Genomic DNA, 20,267 nt, shown 5'->3' with positions numbered 1-20,267 from the left:
CTGAATGGGGTTTAGGTTAATAATATATGTATATTAAAATATTTGTATAAAGAGCAGTCCCAAGGCAATGGCAACAATTGTCGATACCAGACCGGGTATCATGAACGAATGATTCAACACATACTTCCCGATTTTTGTTGTCCCGGTACGGTCGAAATTGATGGCGGCCACTACGGTGGGATAATTCGGAATAAAGAAATATCCGTTTACTGCCGGGAATAGGGCGATCAGCATATAAGGAGAAATCCCCAACGCAATGCCCAGAGGCATGAGTGCACGAACAGTGGCAGCCTGGCTGTATAGCAAAATAGACATCACAAACAGCGCGACCCCAAACAGCCACGGCATTTGTTGCACGATCCCTTCAATAGAAAGAGTCAGCTGTCCCATATTTCCCTGAAGGAAGGTATCTCCCATCCAGGCAATACCGAAGATGGCAATCACAGCCTGCATGCCTGCCGGAAATACGGAACCTTGCGTTGCTTTGATTCCGTCGGCTTTGGTCACTAACAGGATGATGGCGGCAGCCGATAACATCACGATTTCGATGATGGAAGACATACCTAGCGTGACAATTTCACCATCGATCAGGAAACTGGGGCGCATCCCTTCGAAAGAGCCGAAGAGTACGATAAACGCTGTTGCCAATATAAAGATAAGGACGGAAACCATAGCGGAACGTTTGTTCTTCACATCTTTAATCTCTATCTTTTTATTGTTGAACAGTCCTTCTTTCAGGCGTTTCTGATATTCGGGGTCTTCCACCAGTTCTTTACCGACTTTCATAGAGAATAAAGCACCGACCAACACCCCGATGATGGTAGCGGGAATCGTAATCTTGAGAATGTCGAACAGAGTGATATCAAATCCGGTCAAGAGTCCGAGAAGCGCTACGGTGGCTGCGGAAATCGGACTGGCTGTAATGGCCTGTTGGGAAGCAATGACAGCAATACCCAACGGACGTTCCGGACGGATTTTGGTTTCGGTAGCAACCTCCGCGATGACAGGCAACACAGAATAGGCAACGTGTCCCGTTCCGGCTACGAAAGTAAACAAGTAAGTCACCAGCGGACTAAGCAAGGTGACGTGTGAAGGATTCTTACGAAGCAAATGTTCTGCCAGTTTCACCATATAGTCCAGTCCGCCTGCCGCCTGCATACAGGAAGCAGCCGAAATCACTGCGGCAATCATTAACATAACGTCGATAGGAGGTGCGGTGGGTTGTAAACCAAAAACGAACGTGAGTATAGCCAACCCAACTCCTCCCATCACGCCGAGGCCGATACCTCCCAGGCGTGCGCCAATAATAATGGCTGTCAGAACAAATGCTAATTGTAATATCATAGAATGTTGTTTTAAGTTCCCAACAAAGATACGTGATTTCTCTCTTTGTATTTTCTTTTTCTTGTATTAACAATAAAAAAGTGTTTGAATAGTTTTTGCATATTTATTAAAACAATAACTAAACTCATTGGTTATTATAAGAACTAACGAAACTGTTATTATTATAAAACAACCGATATGGAACAAAATTTATCAAGAAAGACTCGTACGGAGAGTGACCTGATAGGTAGTCGTGAAGTGCCGGAAAGTGCACTGTATGGAGTACAGACACTCCGTGGTATCGAAAACTTTCGCATCAGCAAGTTTCATTTTGACTGTCAATATGGGAGCCACTGCCATCGGAACCGGAATCACCGCTGAACCGGAATACGCAGAGAAATGTATCGCTGCTTTGCGCAAGATTACGGGACTGGATATAAAACTTGCCGATGATTTGGTGGGAGCCACTTCGGACACTTCCTGCATGGTAGGTTATTCGGGAGCGATGAGGCGTATAGCTGTCAAAATGAATAAGATATGCAATGACTTGCGGTTGCTGGCTTCCGGTCCGCGTTGTGGATTGGGTGAAATCAATCTGCCGGCTATGCAACCGGGTTCTTCCATTATGCCGGGAAAAGTGAACCCCGTGATTCCTGAAGTAATGAATCAGGTGGCTTATAAGGTGATAGGAAATGATCTTTGTGTCGCCATGAGCGGTGAAGCTGCCCAAATGGAACTGAACGCCATGGAATCGGTGATGGCGCAATGCTGTTTCGAGTCTGCCGACTTGTTGATGAACGGCTTCGATACCTTGCGTACGTTATGTATCGACGGCATAACAGCCAATGAAGAAAAATGCCGGAGAGATGTGCACAACAGCATTGGCGTAGTGACAGCCCTGAATCCGGTAATCGGATATAAGAACTCTACCCAAATAGCCAAAGAAGCACTGGAAACCGGGAAGGGAGTGTATGAACTTGTTTTGGAACATAATATCCTCTCCAAAGAAGACTTGGACACTATCCTGAAACCGGAAAATATGATAAAACCAGTCAAACTGGATATTCACCCCAACCGTTGATAGATAGTAAGTGGGAATCAATTCAATAGGGAAATTGCCGGGCAGATTACTGATCTGTTCCGGCGATTTTGATTAAATACGAGCGGGACATACTGCGGTTTTCTTCTCTTGCATCGTAAAAAAGTGCCGTGGGAACGCTTGTTCCCTGCCTTTGGCACGCTCGTTCCCTACCGTGGAAACTGTAGTTTCCCGCCTTGGAACTGTAGTTTCCTGTGGAGGAAACAGACTTTTGCTAGTCTGAAAAACATGTAGAAGAACTGTTCTTAATTTTTTTGTAACCACTAATTGTATGGCTGCTATTACTTCAGATAGCATTAAGCCATTTATCAGGTATTATTATATAGTTTATCATGTATTAATAGCTGATTTCTCAGGTATTAATACTTGATTTCTCAGGTATTAATACATGATTTGCCAACTATTAATACCTGATGCTATAGCTGTTAATACTTCTTGTGGTAGGTAGACACATAAGGCTGTCATCCGCAATAAGATAGGAAGAACCTCGTTTCTCCTACCACCCCTTCCTTCGGATTTACGTTGTCTAATATGCTGAATATCAAGTGTAATGAATCACTCTTGGTGCAAAACAGGGTGTGAGGGCAAAAGGTTGCCCTCACCCTGCTATCACTCTTGCCCTCACACCCTGCAATGCCGATGAATAAGGAGTTTCCAAACGATGAGTGAGGGCATGAGAGCAAAATCGCTTATTATTATCGATGGGAGAATATTCAGTAATCAGAAATAAGAAATTAAAAAAACAGATATCAAAAGAGCAAATATAAAAGTGAGGACGCCGGATTAAGTGAACAACAGCGACTTTGAGCGAACAAAAAACAGATAAATTGTGTTTATTTATTCTAATTGTATATCTTTGTCCCGAATTATAAACACGTAAATTTATGAAAAGGATTTTTGGTGCTTTAATGATTGCCGTATGTATTGGTATGGCAATGCCTGCCCAGGCGCAAATACACTTTGGTGTAAAAGGAGGTTTGAACTTGTCGAAGGCGAGTTTCTCTAATATGGGTGGAAACTTTAAGAAGGATAATTTCACCGGTTTCTTTATTGGTCCGATGGCCGAGTTTAATATTCCAATCATAGGGTTGGGAGTAGACGCTTCTTTGCTTTTTGCTCAAAGAGGTATAAAGATTACTCCGGAAGGTGCTGATGAATATACTGTTAAGCAAAACGGTATTGATATTCCTGTAAACCTGAAATATACAATCGGTTTAGGAAGTCTGGCAGGTATTTATCTTGCTGCAGGTCCTGACTTTTATTTCGATTTTGAAAAGAAGTCGGGAATCGATAAGAAGAAAGCGCAAGTAGGTATTAATGTGGGTGCTGGTTTGAAGTTGCTGAACCATCTGCAGGTAGGTGCTAATTACAATATCCCAATGGGCGACACTGCGGATTTTGAAGGAACGGATGCTTCTTATAAAACTAAGACTTGGCAAGTATCTGTTGCCTATATCTTTTAAATAGTCTGTCACTCTACATCGTATATAAAAAAGAGTTTCCGGTCAACGGGAACTCTTTTTTTGTTCGGAGGATGCCCTGTTGCAGCCTCGAAACAGTTTCTACCCCAATTTTGCTTTAAGAAACGTCAGTTCGATATAACTTCATCCGCATGGTTTCCCCTCCTTCGGGAATAGTATAAGCTTATATCGGACTGACATTAAGAAGCATTTTTCTTTTGAGTATTCTCTCTTCCTTCTTTTTTTCATTCCCCATTTTTTTATTGTATTTTTGTACCTGCAATGAAAAAATATGTAGATGTCATATTACCGCTTCCGCTTTCGAAGAGTTTTACTTACTCTTTGCCAGATGAATGTGCGGAAGATGTGAAGATAGGCTGCCGTGTGGTAGTTCCTTTCGGGCGGAAGAAGTTTTATACGGCTATTGTCCTTAATGTTCATTATTGTGCTCCAACGGAGTACGAAGTGAAAGATATATCTGCATTACTGGATGCTTCTCCCATTCTACTACCCGTTCAGTTCAAATTTTGGGAATGGATAGCCGATTACTATCTCTGTACGCAGGGAGATGTTTATAAAGCGGCACTTCCTTCCGGTCTGAAACTGGAGAGTGAAACGATTGTTGAATATAATCCCGACTTTGAAGCGGATGCTCCGTTGCCGGAGCGCGAACAACGCATTTTGGATTTACTTGCCATAGATGCGCAGCAGTCCGTCACCAAACTGGAGAAAGACAGCGGCATAAAAAACATTCTTACTGCCATCAAGTCCCTGCTCGATAAAGAAGCCATTTTTGTAAAGGAAGAATTGAAACGCACTTATAAGCCTAAGACAGAGGCGCGAGTGCGGCTTGCGGGTACGGCAGATGAAAAGCAACTCCATATTCTGTTTGATATTCTGTCTCGTGCTCCGAAGCAACTGGCGTTGCTCATGAAATATGTAGAGTATTCAGGCATTTTAGGAACCGGAACACCGAAAGAAGTCTCTAAGAAAGAATTGTTGCAACGGGCTAATGTGGCCCCTTCAGTACTGAACGGGCTGGTGGATAAGAAGATTTTCGAAATCTACTATCACGAAATCGGCCGGTTGAATAGACAGGAGAAAGAAGTGGTCGAGCTGAACGCCTTGAATGAGTTCCAGCAGCGGGCACATGATGAAATAGTCCGGTCTTTCCAGGAGAAGAACGTGTGTCTGCTTCATGGAGTAACGTCCAGTGGGAAGACGGAAGTGTATATCCATCTAATCGAAGAAACGATTCGTCAGGGAAAACAAGTCTTATATTTGTTGCCGGAGATTGCCTTGACTACTCAAATTACAGAGCGTCTGCAACGCGTCTTCGGTGCTCGTCTGGGGATCTACCATTCTAAATTCCCCGATGCCGAACGGGTTGAAATATGGCGGAAACAACTGGGAGAGAACGGGTACGATATTATCCTGGGTGTTCGCTCTTCCGTGTTTCTTCCTTTCCGGAATCTGGGATTGGTGATTGTGGACGAAGAGCACGAAAATACATATAAACAACAAGATCCCGCCCCCCGCTATCATGCCCGTAGCGCAGCGATTGTACTGGCTGCCATGTATGGAGCTAAAACCTTATTGGGAACGGCTACTCCTTCCATCGAATCGTGGCAGAACGCCGGGGAGGGGAAATATGGTTTTGTACAACTGAAAGAACGATATAAAGAAATTCAATTGCCGGAGATTATTCCGGTAGATATAAAGGAATTGCATCGCAAAAAGAGAATGGTGGGACAATTCTCACCGCTCTTGATACAATACATGAAAGAGGCTTTGGAACAGGAAGAGCAAGTGATTCTCTTTCAGAACCGTCGCGGGTTTGCTCCGATGGTGGAGTGTCGTACCTGCGGTTGGGTGCCTAAGTGTAAGAATTGCGATGTGAGCCTTACCTATCATAAAGGAATCAATCAGCTAACTTGTCATTATTGCGGTTATACCTACCAACTGCCGAAATCCTGTCCAGCCTGCGAAGGTACGGAACTGGTGAACCGTGGCTTTGGTACGGAAAAGATTGAAGATGACATTAAAATCCTTTTTCCCGAAGCGGCAGTGGCACGAATGGACTTGGATACCACCCGAACCCGCTCTGCTTATGAAAAGATTATTGCGGATTTCGAACAGGGAAAGACGGATATATTGATTGGCACGCAGATGGTTTCAAAAGGATTGGATTTCGATCATGTCAGTATTGTCGGTATACTGAATGCTGATACGATGCTGAACTATCCGGATTTCCGTTCCTATGAACGAGCTTTCCAGTTGATGGCGCAGGTAGCGGGACGTGCCGGACGTAAGAACAAACGGGGTAGGGTGGTGCTACAAACCAAGAGCATCGAGCATCCCATCATCCATCAGGTCATTGCCAATGATTATGAAGACATGGTAGGCGGGCAGTTGGCGGAACGGCAGATGTTTCATTATCCTCCTTATTACCGGTTGGTATATGTTTATCTGAAAAATCATAATGAAGCGTTGCTGGATCAGATGGCGGCAGTGATGGCGGATAAGCTGCGGGCGGTATTTGGCAATCGGGTGTTGGGACCGGATAAACCTCCTGTTGCCCGTATCCAAACGTTGTTTATCAAGAAGATTGTCGTAAAGATTGAGCAGAACGCTCCGATGGGACGTGCCCGTGAGTTGTTGTTACGCATCCAACGGGAGATGTTGGAAGATGAACGCTATAAATCTTTGATTGTTTATTATGATGTAGACCCCATGTGATTCGTAAATCCGTGTATTGTCTAGTTGGGAATCAAAAAGTGTATTTATGAAGAAAATATTGTTTGTCTGCCTGGGAAATATCTGCCGTAGCTCTACGGCTGAAGGCGTGATGCTTCATTTGATAAAAGAAGCGGGACTGGAAAATGAATTTGTGATAGATTCCGCCGGAATCTTGTCTTATCATCAGGGCGAACTGCCGGATAGCCGGATGCGTGCTCATGCAGCCCGTCGCGGGTATCAACTGGTGCATCGTTCGCGCCCTGTCCGTACAGAAGATTTCTATCATTTTGATTTGATAATCGGTATGGACGACCGGAATATAGACGACCTGAAAGACAAAGCACCTTCTCTTGAGGAATGGAAGAAGATTCATCGCATGACGGAATACTGCACCCGTATTCCTGCGGATCATGTCCCCGACCCCTATTATGGAGGGGCCGAAGGATTTGAATATGTACTCGATGTGTTGGAAGACGCTTGTGCCGGTCTGCTTACTTCTTTAACTCCGGATAACTGATCCGGGTGTGATAAGCAATCTTTAGTTTTTCCTTGAATACAGCTTTCACAGTTGCTATATCCTTGAAAGTGATCGGGCATTCCTTAAAGTAACCTTCGGTAACCTGTGAGTCGATAATCTTGTCAACCAGGTTGCTGATGGTTTCTTCCGTATATTCCGGAAGACTGCGTGAGGCAGCTTCCACGGCATCCGCCATCATCAGGATAGCCTGTTCTTTGGTAAACGGATTCGGTCCGGGATAAGTGAATAATTCTTCATTCGGCTCTTCGTCCGGATGCTCGTTCTTCCAGGAAATATAGAAATATTTTGTTTTTCCCCGTCCGTGATGGGTGCTGATAAAATCTTTGACCGCTTTAGGCAGATTGTGTTTATCCGCCAGCTTCAAACCATCTGTCACATGGCTGATAACGACTTGTGCACTTTGTTCGTAATTCAAATTCTTATGCGGATTAACTCCTCCCGACTGATTCTCCGTAAAGAAAGCCGGGTTTTCCATCTTCCCGATATCGTGATACAAAGCTCCCGTACGTACTAACTGGCTTTTTGCTCCAATGCGGATAGCGGCTTCTGCTGCCAGATTAGCCACCTGCATGGAATGTTGGAAGGTTCCGGGAACCGTTTCAGACATCTGTCGCAAAAGATCGTTATTGATATTCGAAAGTTCCACAAGAGTTACATTGGAAGTAAATCCGAAAGTCTTTTCCAATAAGAATAATAAAGGATAAGTGAATAATAATAGGATTCCGTTAATGATGAAGTAGGTGTACATACGTATGTTCAGCTTCGAGAAGTCGTTGGAAAGACCATTCTCCGTCATCAGTTCGAAAGCGAAATAAATGGCTGCATAAGTCAGTATCACTAATAAGGCTGTTCGGAAAAGCTGGGATCTCTGCGATAGCTCCCTTAGGCTGAATATCGCCACTAATCCTGCTGCCAACTGCGTCAGAATAAACTCATGAGGGAAGCGCAAGGAGATGGAGCATATCAATATGGTGATGACATGCGTCAGAAAAGCGGTTCTCGAATCAAGAAAGACACGGATGATAATCGGCAGCATCGCGTATGGGATGATGTACACATTAAATATATTATGTGTCACCATGAAGGCTGTTATGACGCTGTAGAACACAATCAGGGTGAATAGTAACGACAGACTGCCTTTCCGTTGATAATAGTCTTTCCGGAATAAATCAAGATAGAGCATGAAACAAAGCATCAGCATACCCACAAAAAGAACCTGGCCACCGAGGATCAAACGGCTTTGTCCCATAGACTCGTTGCGTTTGATGGATTCTTTGCGCAATGATTCGAGGATATTATAGGTATGCGGGCTGATGATTTCTCCACGGTCGATAATCTTCTGTCCGCTGACTACCAGTCCGTTTGCCCAAGAGTAATTATTTAATATTTCCTCTTTGGCGGACTGGGTGCGTTCCTCGTCAAAAGTGAGGTTGGGAGTAATGTATTCGTTCAGTGCGCATTGCCTTAATATTTCCCGGTTGAAATGGGTAGAGTCTGCTGTCAGCAGGTGTTCATACGCTTTCTTTACCGTGTAAATGTTTTCAGTAGCCTGCGGGTTGGCAAGTTTATCGTCAATCATCATGACGGACGAAGTGCTGTCTTTTTGAAGCTGTTGTATATCCTCTGTCGATACGATACCTGCCTGATAGATTTCTTTTAAGGTACGCTCGATATACCGCAAGTAATCGATGGAAGGAAGAATTCCTTTCAGATTGGTGTGGTAATTCTCTTTCAGCTTGGCGATTGCATTTTTTTCGATGTCTTTATCCAATTGGTAATAAGGTTGGAAGAAAGCCATCAGACTGTCCTGCTCTCTTTTTACTACCGCATCCTCTTTATAAATAGGAAAGTCGAAAGTCGCTATCAGCTGCCCGTATTTCCAAGGCTTATTGATGTCAAACTGGTAATTGAATTTTCCGTCACGTGGCAGGAAATAGACAATCAGCGTCACTGTGCTCACAAATAGCAGTGATTTATATAGTAAATCTCTCCATGAAAAACTTTTTTTCTTCTTCTTCAAATGTTCCATATCCACTGAAATTTTTGCGAAAAGTACAAAAAAAAACAATAGTGTGGAAAAAAAGGTTTAATTTTGCCGCGATTTACCTATACTAACCCAAATTATGGCAGAAAGAAAAGTAAGAGTTCGTTTTGCTCCAAGTCCTACGGGAGCACTGCACATCGGTGGTGTGCGTACAGCTTTGTATAATTATCTATTTGCACGTCAACATGGCGGAGACTTGATATTTCGTATTGAAGACACTGACTCTAACCGGTTCGTTCCGGGGGCGGAAGAGTATATACTCGAATCTTTTAAGTGGTTGGGTATCCACTTTGATGAAGGAGTGAGCTTCGGTGGTGAATATGGTCCGTACCGCCAGTCGGAACGCCGCGAAATCTACAAGAAATATGTGCAGGTTTTGCTGGAAAATGGAAAAGCATACATCGCTTTTGATACTCCGGAGGAACTGGATGCTAAGCGTGCCGAAATTGCTAACTTCCAATATGACGCATCTACTCGCGGAATGATGCGCAACTCATTAACCATGCCGAAGGAAGAAGTGGATGCACTGATTGCTGAAGGCAAACAATACGTTGTTCGTTTCAAAATCGAACCGAATGAAGACGTGCATGTGAATGACCTGATTCGTGGCGAAGTTATTATCAACTCATCCATCCTGGATGATAAAGTGCTTTATAAATCGGCTGATGAACTGCCCACTTACCACTTGGCAAATATCGTGGATGACCATTTGATGGAAGTTTCCCATGTGATTCGTGGTGAGGAATGGTTGCCTTCTGCTCCTTTGCATGTATTGTTGTACCGTGCCTTCGGCTGGGAAGATACGATGCCGGAATTTGCCCACCTGCCTTTATTGCTGAAACCGGAAGGCAATGGAAAATTAAGCAAACGTGACGGTGACCGTCTCGGATTCCCTGTATTCCCATTAGAATGGCACGATCCGAAATCGGGAGAAATCTCTTCAGGTTATCGTGAATCGGGTTATCTGCCGGAAGCGGTGATTAATTTCCTGGCTTTGTTGGGATGGAATCCGGGCAATGACCAGGAAGTGATGTCAATGGACGAATTGATTAAATTGTTTGACCTTCACCGTTGCAGCAAGTCGGGTGCTAAGTTCGACTATAAAAAGGGAATATGGTTCAACCATCAATATATACAGCAGAAACCCAACGAAGAAATTGCGGAACTGTTCTTGCCTTTCCTGAAAGAACATGGTGTAGAAGCTCCTTTCGAAAAGGTGGCGACTGTGGTTGGCATGATGAAAGATCGGGTAAGTTTCATTAAAGAACTGTGGGACGTATGTGGCTTCTTCTTCGTTGCTCCTGCCGAATATGATGAAAAGACGGTGAAGAAACGCTGGAAAGAAGACTCTGCAAAATGTATGACCGAATTGGCAGAAGTGATTGCCGGCATTGAAGACTTTAGTATTGCGGGACAGGAAAAAGTCGTTATGGACTGGATTGCAGAGAAAGGTTATCATACTGGTAATATTATGAATGCTTTCCGTCTGACATTAGTGGGTGAAGGAAAGGGGCCGCACATGTTCGATATTTCCTGGGTATTGGGCAAAGAGGAGACGATAGCCCGCATGAAACGTGCGGTAGAGGTTTTGAAGTAATCGACACAGTACTATGCTTTACAACCTGGCAATAGTCATTTATGACTTTATCGTCCATTTGGCTGCTCCGTTTAGCCGTAAGCCCCGAAAGATGATGAAAGGGCATTGGGTGGTGTATGAACTCCTGCGGCAGCAAGTGGAGAAAGGGGAACAGTATATTTGGTTTCATGCTGCTTCGCTGGGGGAGTTTGAACAAGGGCGTCCTCTGATAGAAATGATTCGTGCGAAGTATCCTGACTATAAAATATTGCTGACATTTTTCTCTCCTTCCGGTTACGAGGTGCGTAAGCATTACCGGGGAGCGGATATTGTCTGCTATCTGCCGTTTGATAAACCGCGGAATGTGAGGAAGTTCCTGCATATTGTAAATCCTTGCATGGCGTTCTTTATCAAATATGAGTTCTGGAAGAATTATCTGGATGAGCTTCACAAACGCCGTATCCCGGTATATAGTGTATCATCTATCTTCCGTCGCGAACAAATATTCTTTAAATGGTACGGTGGAACTTACCGCAATGTATTGAAAGATTTCGACCATCTGTTTGTTCAGAATGAGGCATCCAAACGTTATTTGTCGAAGATCGGCATTAACCGTGTGACAGTAGTGGGAGATACCCGTTTTGACCGGGTGTTGCAAATCCGTGAAGAAGCGAAAGAACTCCCGTTGGTAGAGAAATTTAAAGGAAACAACTCCTTTACTTTTGTTGCCGGAAGCTCATGGGGGCCTGACGAAGATTTATTCCTCGAATATTTCAATAACCATCCGGAAATGAAACTGATTATTGCTCCACATGTGATTGACGAGAATCATCTGGTTGAGATTATCGGTAAATTGAAACGGCCGTATGTGCGCTATACCCGTGCCGACGAAAGGAATGTATTGAAGGCGGATTGCCTCATAATAGACTGCTTCGGGCTGTTGTCTTCTATCTACCGTTATGGTGAAATAGCTTACATCGGTGGTGGTTTCGGAGTAGGTATTCATAACACATTGGAAGCGGCTGTATATGGCATTCCGGTGATTTTCGGGCCGAAGTATCAGAAATTTATGGAAGCTGTTCAATTGATCGAGGCAAAAGGCGCTTATTCCATCAAAGATTATGATGAACTGAAAGCTTTGCTGGATCGTTTCCTGACGGATGAATTGTTCTTGCATGAATCCGGAACAAATGCCGGTTATTATGTGACTAGTAATGCCGGAGCTACAGAAAAGATTATGCACATGATTAATTTTTGATTAGAAGAAATAGGGGCGAAAAGAGACGAATCCGATAAATTCGCTTTTTGTAAAAAGACCAGTCTTACAAGATCTATAAAAACAGCGGGATGTTTTGATGAAAGAACGTCCCGCTGTTTTTATTAACCTGTTAGAGTCATACTCTTTATCTGGCTCACCTGTAAAATCCTGTGGATTTCTCAAAGAATCGTATCTTTACCCTCAAAAAACTCTTCACGGGGCAGTCTGAAAACCCTGTGGGTATAGCCCGAATTTACACTGTCAGTTTGCATAATCCAAACATAAAGAGAGGTATATTTCCTACTCCCCTGGACTGTGTTCTGAATGCTTTAATTTTTACATCGGATGGTTCTGCAACATCCGTACCCAAAGTTTTCCATTCGGCGGTTCACTCCGGGCGATTAATCTTGGTTAACAGACTGATAAAAAAACGAAAAAACAAGCTCCTTCCGGAGCCTTCCCGAAGATTCTGATTTTTTGTCTTTTCCTCGCTTGTCCGCTGCTTTTTCGTCACTTCTCCGTATCACCTTCGTATCACCTTCGTTTCCCCTTCGTTCCCTCTTCGTTCTAAAATTGAATAAATATTTACTTAATATCCGTGAAGAAACGAAAATGAATGCTTCATAAATCGGGGATGAAGCGGATTTTGATGCTTAATTGTTAAATGATGTAAACCGATGGATGGCTTGTTGCGTTTTTCAAAATGCGGACAAACTCTCTTCTATTGCGTTTGCATCCGTTAACAGAACGGGGCGCCTGTCGGAAAACTTTCTCCCGCCGGTGATTGTTGACTGCATTGAAGCATGAACCGCCCACAGGATTTTCGGACTGCCCCCTTCTGCTGGCTTGAATTCCTTTGTTGACAGAGCCACAAACGTCTTCGCAGAATCGTCCAACGCAAAAATCAAAGCGTTCAGGACGTCTCTGAGAGGGGTGACAGATATCAGGTTCTTTCCGTCCACACTGACAAAACTTATGCTGAAGCCCCCCTAGATTTATCGGGTGAGTCATTTATCTTCTCTATACCATTGCGAATACATCAAATAATTATGAGCAATCTTCTGATTCAGTTCTTTGGCCTGTTCGGGATCTACCTTTTTTATGAATTTCGCGGGTACCCCTCCCCAAATGCTTCCCGGCTCAATGATGGTATTGCTTAATACTAGAGAACCGGCGGCAACGATTGCTCCTTCACCGACTACGACGTGATCCAGTACGGTTGCCCCCATACCCACCAGCGCATAATCTTCGATGGTTGCCCCATGGATGGTGACATTATGTCCTACGGATACGTGATCGCCAATTTCAATAGTCGATTTCTGATATAATGTATGCAAGACACTTCCATCCTGAATATTGACACCGTTGCCGATTCGTATGGAGTTGACGTCACCTCTTAATACGGTATTAAACCAAATGCTACAATCATTTCCTATTTTTACATCTCCTATAATGGTTGCGTTATCTGCAAGGAAGCAATTTTCTCCGATTTCGGGAGTAAAACCCCGTACTGATTTAATTAAAGCCATATAATATTTGTTTCTAATAAAGTTTTTTATTTCATGCAGCTCTATGTTGCGCGACACTCGGGCCTTGAGCAGCCTGACACCCCGGGTGTTAGTATGCTCGGGGGCAGACAAGCTCTTTTTAAAGGGAAGCAGTCGCCTCTTGTAACCAAACTTTTTCTTCTTCGTTAAGATCCGGTGACAACCTCTCGTAGACAGTCTGATGGTAATTGTTTAACCATTCAGTTTCTTCATTTGCCAGCATCTCCTTGATGATCCCTTTTTTGCAGATTGGACATAAAGTGATAGTTTCAAACTTAAGGTATTCTCCAAACATTCCCTCTCCGTCTTTGCAAACCAACGTCAGGTTCTCCGTACGTATCCCGTGACTGCCTGCTTTATAAACGCCAGGCTCATTGGAGGTAACCATGCCGGGCTGTAAAATGACAGGATTCTCATTCATACGGATACTTTGCGGACCTTCGTGTACGCTCAGGAAATGTCCGACGCCATGTCCTGTGCCATGAAGAAAATTCATCCTGTGGTTCCAGATAGGCATGCGGGCTAGTACGTCGAGCTGGGCTCCACGGGTTCCGGCAGGGAATTTGGCCATAGCCAACGCGATGTGTCCTTTTAATATAAGAGTATAATCTGTTTTTTCTTCTTCTGTAAGTTCGCCTAAGGCAATGGTTCGGGTGATGTCGGTAGTTCCGTCCAAATATTGGGCTCCTGAATCTAAAAGTAAGAATCCTTTGGGCTGAAGAGTCACGTCACTTTCCGGGGTAGCCGAATAATGAACGATTGCCCCGTGTTCTTTATATCCTGCAATCGTGTCGAAACTTTCCCCCATGTAGAGAGGCTGTGCTGCCCTAAACTCATGCAACTTTTTATCTATACTTAATTCTGTCTCTTTTCCGGTAGGTACAGATTCTTCCAGCCATTTGAGGAATCTGACGAGTGCTACCCCATCCCGTTGCATGGCAGCGCGGATGCCGGCGACCTCCTGCTCATTGCGAATCGCTTTCAATAATGCGACAGGCGACTCGCCACGAAGAATAGAACATTGCGGATTAATAGACGAATAGATGGAATAGTTCGTTTTCCGTGGGTCAATCAAAATGTTTTTTCCCGGAAAAGAATTCAGGAATGTCTCTACCTCATCATACTTCTGTATCCCAATCTGCCGTTCCTTTAGATAAGCCTCTACTTCTGCCGTCACCTTCTCCGGTGAAATAAAATAAGTCACCTCATCCTGTGTGATTAATAGGTAGCTTACTATGACCGGATTGCAATGTACATCGTTTCCCCGCAAATTGAGCGTCCATGCGATCTCATCAAGCGCGGATATGAATAAAGCATAGACACCTTTCTTCTTTAACTCTGTACGAATGGCGGATATTTTCTCTTCACAGCTTTTTCCTGCATATTTGATATCATAAATAAAGGCAGGAGAATCAGGCATGGCGGGTCGGTCTTTCCAGATGTTTTTCAATGGATCTCCGAATATGTCAACTTGTAACTGGTGTGCTGCCAGTTCTTTTTTCAGCTGTTCGACTTGTTGCACAGAGAACATTTTTCCGTCGATACTTACGGATTCTCCGGGTTTTAAGTGTTGGCAGAGAAATTCTGTAATACTAGGAGTTTCCGGCAACATCTCTTTATATAAGGTAATACCGCTGCCCTCCAATTCCTCCATAGCTTGCAGAAAGTAACGTGAGTCGGTCCATAATCCAGCCTTATCCATCAAGATAACCGCCGTTCCGGCAGAACCGGTAAAACCGGAAATCCACTCGCGTGACATCCAGTGGGGAGCCACATATTCGCTAAGATGAGGGTCGGTGCTGGGAATAATGAACGCTTTGATAGAATTGGGATGAAAGGTCATGCGCAATGCATGCACCCGCTCTTTTATGCTCTGTTTCATACTTTATTATATTATTATAGACATGTAAGTGTTTCAAAGATACTAACTTTCTGCATTTAATAGCTTGTTTATGAATAGTTTTTGAGAAATATTTGCCGAAAGTTTTGTGAATAAAGAAAGTATGTGTAATTTTGCGGCGCAATTTGACTGCGGAATTTTTTAATCATAACATATTAATAGTAACAAAATGATTGTAGTACCTGTAAAAGAAGGCGAAAACATTGAAAAAGCGCTGAAGAAGTTCAAAAGAAAATTTGAAAAGACTGGCATTGTAAAAGAGTTGAGAAGCAGACAGCAGTTTGACAAACCGTCTGTAACTAAAAGACTTAAGAAAGAACGCGCGGTTTACGTACAACAACTTCAGCAAGTAGAAGATTAATAATTCGTAATTTCCTTTGAATTATTGAATTCTTTTCATACATTCGTTGCACGATTTTAGATGTAGCGATATTATGTTGATAGAATCTTTTCTTGATTATCTCCGGTATGAGCGGAACTATTCTGAAAAAACCGTTCTTGCGTATGGTGAAGATATAAAGCAATTGCAGGAGTTTGCTCAGGAAGAGTATGGAAAATTTAATCCGTTAGAGGTCGAGGCGGGACTGATTCGTGAATGGATTGTTTCATTGATGGATAAAGGGTATACCTCAACTTCCGTAAATCGTAAGCTAAGTTCGCTCCGGACGTTTTACAAGTATCTCTTGAAGCAGGGAGAAACAACTATAGATCCTTTGCGTAAAATAAAAGGACCTAAAAACAAAAAACCGTTGCCTGTGTTCCTGAAAGAGAACGAAATGAATCGGTTGCTGGATGAAACGGACTTTGGTGAAGGATTTAAAGGGTGTCGGGATCGGTTGATTATTGAAGTGTTTTATGCTACCGGCATGAGACTTTCGGAATTAATAGGTTTGGATAATAAGGATATAGATTTTTCGGCTTCTCTTCTGAAAGTGACCGGGAAAAGAAACAAGCAGCGGCTGATTCCGTTTGGTGATGAGCTGCGCGAGTTAATACTTGAGTATATTGATGTAAGAAACGAGATGATTCCGGAAAGGTCAGAAGCTTTCTTTGTTAGAGAGAATGGTGAACGGCTTTACAAGAATCTAGTCTATAATTTAGTGAAACGGAACCTGTCAAAAGTGGCGACAGTGAAGAAGAAGAGTCCTCACGTGTTGAGACATACTTTTGCTACCACGATGCTGAATAATGAAGCGGAGTTGGAAGCGGTAAAAGAACTTCTGGGTCACGAGAGTATTGCAACTACCGAGATCTACACGCATGCCACATTTGAAGAACTTAAAAAAGTGTATAAACAAGCTCATCCAAGAGCTTAAAAAAAAGGAGGTAAGTATGGATATTAGAATTCAATCAATTCACTTTGATGCGTCAGAGCAATTGCAGGCATTTATTCAGAAGAAAGTGTCCAAGTTGGAAAAATATTACGAAGATATAAAGAAAGTAGAGGTGTCATTAAAGGTAGTTAAACCAGAGGTTGCTGAAAATAAGGAGGCAGGCATTAAAATATTGGTCCCTAATGGGGAATTTTATGCAAGCAAAGTATGTGATACATTTGAAGAAGCAATTGATTTAGATGTAGAAGCGCTCGGAAAACAGCTGGTTAAATACAAGGAAAAGCAACGTAATAAATAAAAAAATCCCAAATATTTTGCGGGAAAGAAATAAATAACTAAATTTGCAGCCGTTTCGCTCGCGTTAGAACGTGACGGTTGCATTTTTGGTAAGTTTGCCTCTTTAGCTCAGTTGGCCAGAGCACGTGATTTGTAATCTCGGGGTCGTTGGTTCGAATCCGACAAGAGGCTCAAAAGAAAACCGAAGAACAAAGATAAAACATTATCATATTGTTTGGAAATAGTTCTTTTATTTCTTGATTTTGAAAAGGGCAAATACCAGAGTGGCCAAATGGGGCAGACTGTAAATCTGCTGGCTTACGCCTTCGGTGGTTCGAATCCATCTTTGCCCACAATCAGAGTGACAACTTTGGCAAGAATGCGGAAGTAGCTCAGTTGATAGAGCATTAGCCTTCCAAGCTGAGGGTCGCGGGTTTGAGCCCCGTCTTCCGCTCTCTTTTCCCGCTGTTATAGCTCAGTGGTAGAGCACTTCCTTGGTAAGGAAGAGGTCCCGGGTTCAAATCCCGGTAACAGCTCATAAAGGATGTAAATGCTGATTATTAATCAAATAAATAACAAGTAAAGCTATGGCTAAAGAGAAATTTGAACGTACCAAACCGCACGTAAACATTGGTACAATCGGTCACGTAGACCACGGTAAGACAACGTTGACAGCTGCTATCACTACTGTGTTGGCGAAGAAAGGTCTTTCAGAATTGCGTTCTTTCGATTCTATCGACAACGCTCCTGAAGAAAAAGAAAGAGGTATCACTATCAATACTTCTCACGTTGAATATCAAACAGCTAACCGTCACTATGCACACGTAGACTGTCCGGGTCACGCCGACTACGTAAAGAACATGGTAACTGGTGCTGCTCAGATGGACGGTGCTATCATCGTTTGTGCTGCAACTGATGGTCCGATGCCTCAAACTCGCGAACACATTCTGTTGGCTCGTCAGGTAAACGTACCTCGTCTGGTTGTATTCTTGAACAAGTGCGATATGGTAGACGACGAAGAAATGTTGGAACTCGTTGAAATGGAAATGAGAGAACTCCTTTCATTCTATGATTTCGATGGTGACAATACTCCTATTATCCGTGGTTCTGCTCTTGGCGCATTGAACGGTGTTGAAAAATGGGAAGACAAAGTTATGGAACTGATGGATGCAGTTGATAACTGGATTCCACTGCCTCCGCGCGATGTTGATAAACCATTCTTGATGCCGGTTGAAGACGTGTTCTCTATCACAGGTCGTGGTACTGTAGCAACAGGTCGTATCGAAACAGGTGTTATCCACGTTGGTGATGAAGTTGAAATCCTTGGTTTAGGTGAAGATAAGAAATCAGTTGTAACTGGTGTTGAAATGTTCCGTAAACTGTTGGATCAAGGTGAAGCTGGTGATAACGTAGGTCTTTTGCTGCGTGGTATTGACAAGAACGAAATCAAACGTGGTATGGTTCTTTGTAAACCAGGTCAGATTAAACCGCACTCTAAATTCAAAGCTGAGGTTTATATCTTGAAGAAAGAAGAAGGTGGTCGTCACACTCCGTTCCACAACAAATACCGTCCTCAGTTCTACTTGCGTACTATGGACTGTACAGGTGAAATCTCTTTGCCGGAAGGAACAGAAATGGTAATGCCGGGTGATAACGTAACTATTACAGTTGAGTTGATCTACCCAGTAGCATTGAACCCAGGTCTTCGTTTCGCTATCCGCGAAGGTGGACGTACGGTAGGTGCTGGTCAGATTACTGAAATTATCGACTAATACACAATAATTAATCAGTTCCCGGTTTTCCATCGGGAACTGATTATGTACACACGGGAGTAGCTCAGTTGGTAGAGCACCGGTCTCCAAAACCGGGTGTCGGGAGTTCGAGCCTCTCCTCCCGTGCTAATATTATTGAAATGAAAAAGGTAATAGCTTATATTAAAGAATCTTACGACGAACTTGTACATAAAGTATCGTGGCCTACGTATTCTGAACTTGCTAACAGTGCAGTAGTTGTTTTATATGCTTCCCTGCTTATTGCATTGGTAGTATGGGGTATGGATGTCTGTTTCCAAAACTTCATGGAAAAAATCGTTTATCCACATTAAAAAAATAGGAATTGAAAATGGCTGAGATTGAAAAGAAATGGTACGTTCTGCGTGCTATTAGCGGTAAAGAAGCTAAGGTGAAGGAATATCTTGAAGCTGATCTTAAAAACAGCGACCTTGGTGAATATGTGTCTCAGGTATTGATTCCTACTGAAAAAGTTTACCAGGTTCGCAATGGTAAAAAAATTGTGAAGGAAAGAAGTTATCTTCCTGGTTACGTTTTAGTGGAGGCTGCTTTGGTTGGTGAGGTCGCTCATCACCTGCGTAATACTCCGAATGTGATAGGCTTTTTAGGCGGCTCCGAAAAACCGGTGCCTCTCAGACAATCAGAAGTGAATCGTATACTTGGTACAGTGGACGAACTGCAGGAAACGGGTGAAGAACTCAATATTCCGTACGTAGTGGGAGAAACTGTAAAAGTTACTTTTGGACCTTTCAGCGGATTCAGTGGTATCATTGAAGAAGTGAATAGTGAAAAAAAGAAACTAAAGGTCATGGTGAAGATATTCGGGCGCAAAACGCCGCTTGAATTGGGCTTTATGCAAGTGGAAAAGGAATAACGCGGAATTGTTACGCCGTTGTTGTTCTTCGTTTAATGTTTATATATAAATCAATAAAAAAATGGCTAAAGAAGTTGCTGGACTAATCAAGTTACAGATTAAAGGAGGCGCTGCAAATCCATCACCTCCCGTTGGACCTGCTTTGGGTTCTAAGGGTATCAATATCATGGAATTTTGCAAGCAATTCAATGCCAGAACCCAAGACAAAGCAGGTAAGATTTTACCTGTTATCATTACTTACTACGCAGATAAGTCTTTCGATTTTGTAATCAAGACTCCTCCCGTTGCTATTCAATTACTTGAAGTAGCTAAGGTAAAGAGTGGTTCTGCTGAGCCTAACCGTAAGAAAGTTGCCGAACTTACTTGGGAACAGGTTCGTACGATTGCTCAGGACAAAATGGTTGACTTAAACTGTTTTACTGTGGAAGCTGCCATGAGAATGGTTGCAGGTACAGCTAGAAGTATGGGTATCGCTGTAAAAGGGGAGTTCCCGGTTAATAATTAATAAA

The 20,267-nt window shown here is 43.1% G+C and carries 17 protein-coding genes, 5 tRNA genes and 1 pseudogene; 19 read left to right on the top strand and 4 right to left on the bottom strand.

Going from position 1 to position 20,267, the window contains the following annotated elements; translation table 11 throughout:
* Positions 1-33 precede the first annotated feature (33 nt).
* Complete coding sequence (locus tag A4V03_RS16885) at positions 34-1,344, bottom strand: anaerobic C4-dicarboxylate transporter family protein (RefSeq protein ID WP_065539696.1); 1,311 nt, start codon at positions 1,342-1,344, stop codon at positions 34-36.
* Positions 1,345-1,521: 177 nt separating this feature from the next.
* On the opposite strand from A4V03_RS16885, the gene A4V03_RS21715 reads away from it, so the two are divergent.
* The 5 genes and pseudogenes from A4V03_RS21715 to A4V03_RS16865 all read left to right on the top strand — a co-directional run bounded on the left by A4V03_RS21715 (position 1,522) and on the right by A4V03_RS16865 (position 7,138).
* A complete protein-coding gene (locus tag A4V03_RS21715) occupies positions 1,522-1,704 on the top strand; it encodes a hypothetical protein (protein WP_369882223.1) in 183 nt (60 codons plus the stop codon).
* Positions 1,634-2,404, top strand: a pseudogene (locus A4V03_RS16880) (lyase family protein); the annotation flags it as partial. The gene A4V03_RS21715 and the pseudogene A4V03_RS16880, both read left to right, overlap by 71 nt.
* A gap of 902 nt (positions 2,405-3,306) precedes the next feature.
* Entirely contained in the window at positions 3,307-3,885 is a 579-nt protein-coding gene (locus A4V03_RS16875; RefSeq protein ID WP_065539695.1) for a porin family protein, read from the top strand.
* Between the two features lie 279 nt (positions 3,886-4,164).
* Positions 4,165-6,621, top strand: coding sequence for a replication restart helicase PriA (gene priA, locus A4V03_RS16870; protein ID WP_065539694.1), 2,457 nt, complete (start codon positions 4,165-4,167; stop codon positions 6,619-6,621).
* 46 nt (positions 6,622-6,667) lie between these two features.
* A complete protein-coding gene (locus A4V03_RS16865) occupies positions 6,668-7,138 on the top strand; it encodes a low molecular weight protein-tyrosine-phosphatase (RefSeq protein ID WP_065539693.1) in 471 nt (156 codons plus the stop codon).
* Here A4V03_RS16865 and A4V03_RS16860 read toward each other — a convergent pair.
* On the bottom strand, positions 7,113-9,188 hold the full coding sequence (locus tag A4V03_RS16860) for an HD family phosphohydrolase (RefSeq protein ID WP_065539692.1): 2,076 nt from the start codon (positions 9,186-9,188) through the stop codon (positions 7,113-7,115). The two genes, A4V03_RS16865 and A4V03_RS16860, sit on opposite strands and share 26 nt — an antisense overlap.
* 94 nt (positions 9,189-9,282) lie before the next feature.
* Between A4V03_RS16860 and gltX the strand changes: the two genes are divergently transcribed.
* The gene (gene gltX, locus A4V03_RS16855) at positions 9,283-10,800 is read left to right on the top strand and encodes a glutamate--tRNA ligase (RefSeq protein ID WP_065539691.1); all 1,518 of its coding nucleotides are present in this window, start codon (positions 9,283-9,285) and stop codon (positions 10,798-10,800) included.
* Between the two features lie 13 nt (positions 10,801-10,813).
* A complete protein-coding gene (locus A4V03_RS16850) occupies positions 10,814-12,037 on the top strand; it encodes a 3-deoxy-D-manno-octulosonic acid transferase (protein WP_065539690.1) in 1,224 nt (407 codons plus the stop codon).
* Positions 12,038-13,044: 1,007 nt separating this feature from the next.
* On the opposite strand, the gene A4V03_RS16840 is transcribed toward A4V03_RS16850, so the two are convergent.
* Together A4V03_RS16840 and A4V03_RS16835 are read right to left on the bottom strand one after the other, a co-directional pair.
* Positions 13,045-13,566: a gamma carbonic anhydrase family protein gene (locus A4V03_RS16840; protein WP_065539688.1), complete on the bottom strand. Its 522-nt coding sequence runs from the start codon at positions 13,564-13,566 to the stop codon at positions 13,045-13,047.
* Between the two features lie 118 nt (positions 13,567-13,684).
* Positions 13,685-15,466, bottom strand: coding sequence for an aminopeptidase P family protein (locus tag A4V03_RS16835; protein WP_065539687.1), 1,782 nt, complete (start codon positions 15,464-15,466; stop codon positions 13,685-13,687).
* A 187-nt stretch (positions 15,467-15,653) separates the two neighbouring features.
* Between A4V03_RS16835 and rpsU the strand changes: the two genes are divergently transcribed.
* The 12 genes from rpsU (at position 15,654) to rplK (ending at position 20,263) form a co-directional block, all read left to right on the top strand.
* Entirely contained in the window at positions 15,654-15,845 is a 192-nt protein-coding gene (gene rpsU / locus A4V03_RS16825) for a 30S ribosomal protein S21 (protein WP_002558090.1), read from the top strand.
* Positions 15,846-15,918: 73 nt separating this feature from the next.
* Complete coding sequence (xerC, locus tag A4V03_RS16820; protein WP_065539686.1) at positions 15,919-16,800, top strand: tyrosine recombinase XerC; 882 nt, start codon at positions 15,919-15,921, stop codon at positions 16,798-16,800.
* Positions 16,801-16,816: 16 nt separating this feature from the next.
* Positions 16,817-17,116: a ribosome hibernation-promoting factor, HPF/YfiA family gene (hpf, locus tag A4V03_RS16815; protein ID WP_065540484.1), complete on the top strand. Its 300-nt coding sequence runs from the start codon at positions 16,817-16,819 to the stop codon at positions 17,114-17,116.
* Between the two features lie 96 nt (positions 17,117-17,212).
* Positions 17,213-17,286: transfer RNA gene (locus A4V03_RS16810), tRNA-Thr, on the top strand.
* Positions 17,287-17,364: 78 nt separating this feature from the next.
* Positions 17,365-17,447, top strand: a tRNA-Tyr gene (locus tag A4V03_RS16805).
* Between the two features lie 28 nt (positions 17,448-17,475).
* A tRNA-Gly gene (locus A4V03_RS16800) sits at positions 17,476-17,548 on the top strand.
* 10 nt (positions 17,549-17,558) lie between these two features.
* Positions 17,559-17,630: transfer RNA gene (locus A4V03_RS16795), tRNA-Thr, on the top strand.
* 51 nt (positions 17,631-17,681) lie between these two features.
* Positions 17,682-18,866, top strand: coding sequence for an elongation factor Tu (gene tuf / locus A4V03_RS16790; RefSeq protein WP_065539685.1), 1,185 nt, complete (start codon positions 17,682-17,684; stop codon positions 18,864-18,866).
* Positions 18,867-18,919: 53 nt separating this feature from the next.
* Positions 18,920-18,992 (top strand) — tRNA-Trp (locus A4V03_RS16785).
* 14 nt (positions 18,993-19,006) lie between these two features.
* Positions 19,007-19,198, top strand: coding sequence for a preprotein translocase subunit SecE (secE, locus tag A4V03_RS16780; RefSeq protein WP_004296363.1), 192 nt, complete (start codon positions 19,007-19,009; stop codon positions 19,196-19,198).
* 17 nt (positions 19,199-19,215) lie between these two features.
* Positions 19,216-19,758 carry a transcription termination/antitermination protein NusG gene (gene nusG / locus A4V03_RS16775; protein ID WP_004296362.1) on the top strand — a complete coding sequence of 181 codons (543 nt, stop codon included), beginning with the start codon at positions 19,216-19,218 and terminating at the stop codon, positions 19,756-19,758.
* 61 nt (positions 19,759-19,819) lie between these two features.
* On the top strand, positions 19,820-20,263 hold the full coding sequence (rplK, locus tag A4V03_RS16770; RefSeq protein WP_004296361.1) for a 50S ribosomal protein L11: 444 nt from the start codon (positions 19,820-19,822) through the stop codon (positions 20,261-20,263).
* The last annotated feature ends 4 nt before the right edge of the window (positions 20,264-20,267 follow it).

It is taken from the genome of Bacteroides caecimuris, from assembly GCF_001688725.2.
Classification (GTDB): domain Bacteria; phylum Bacteroidota; class Bacteroidia; order Bacteroidales; family Bacteroidaceae; genus Bacteroides; species Bacteroides caecimuris.
This window is presented reverse-complemented; position numbering and strand designations above follow the sequence as displayed.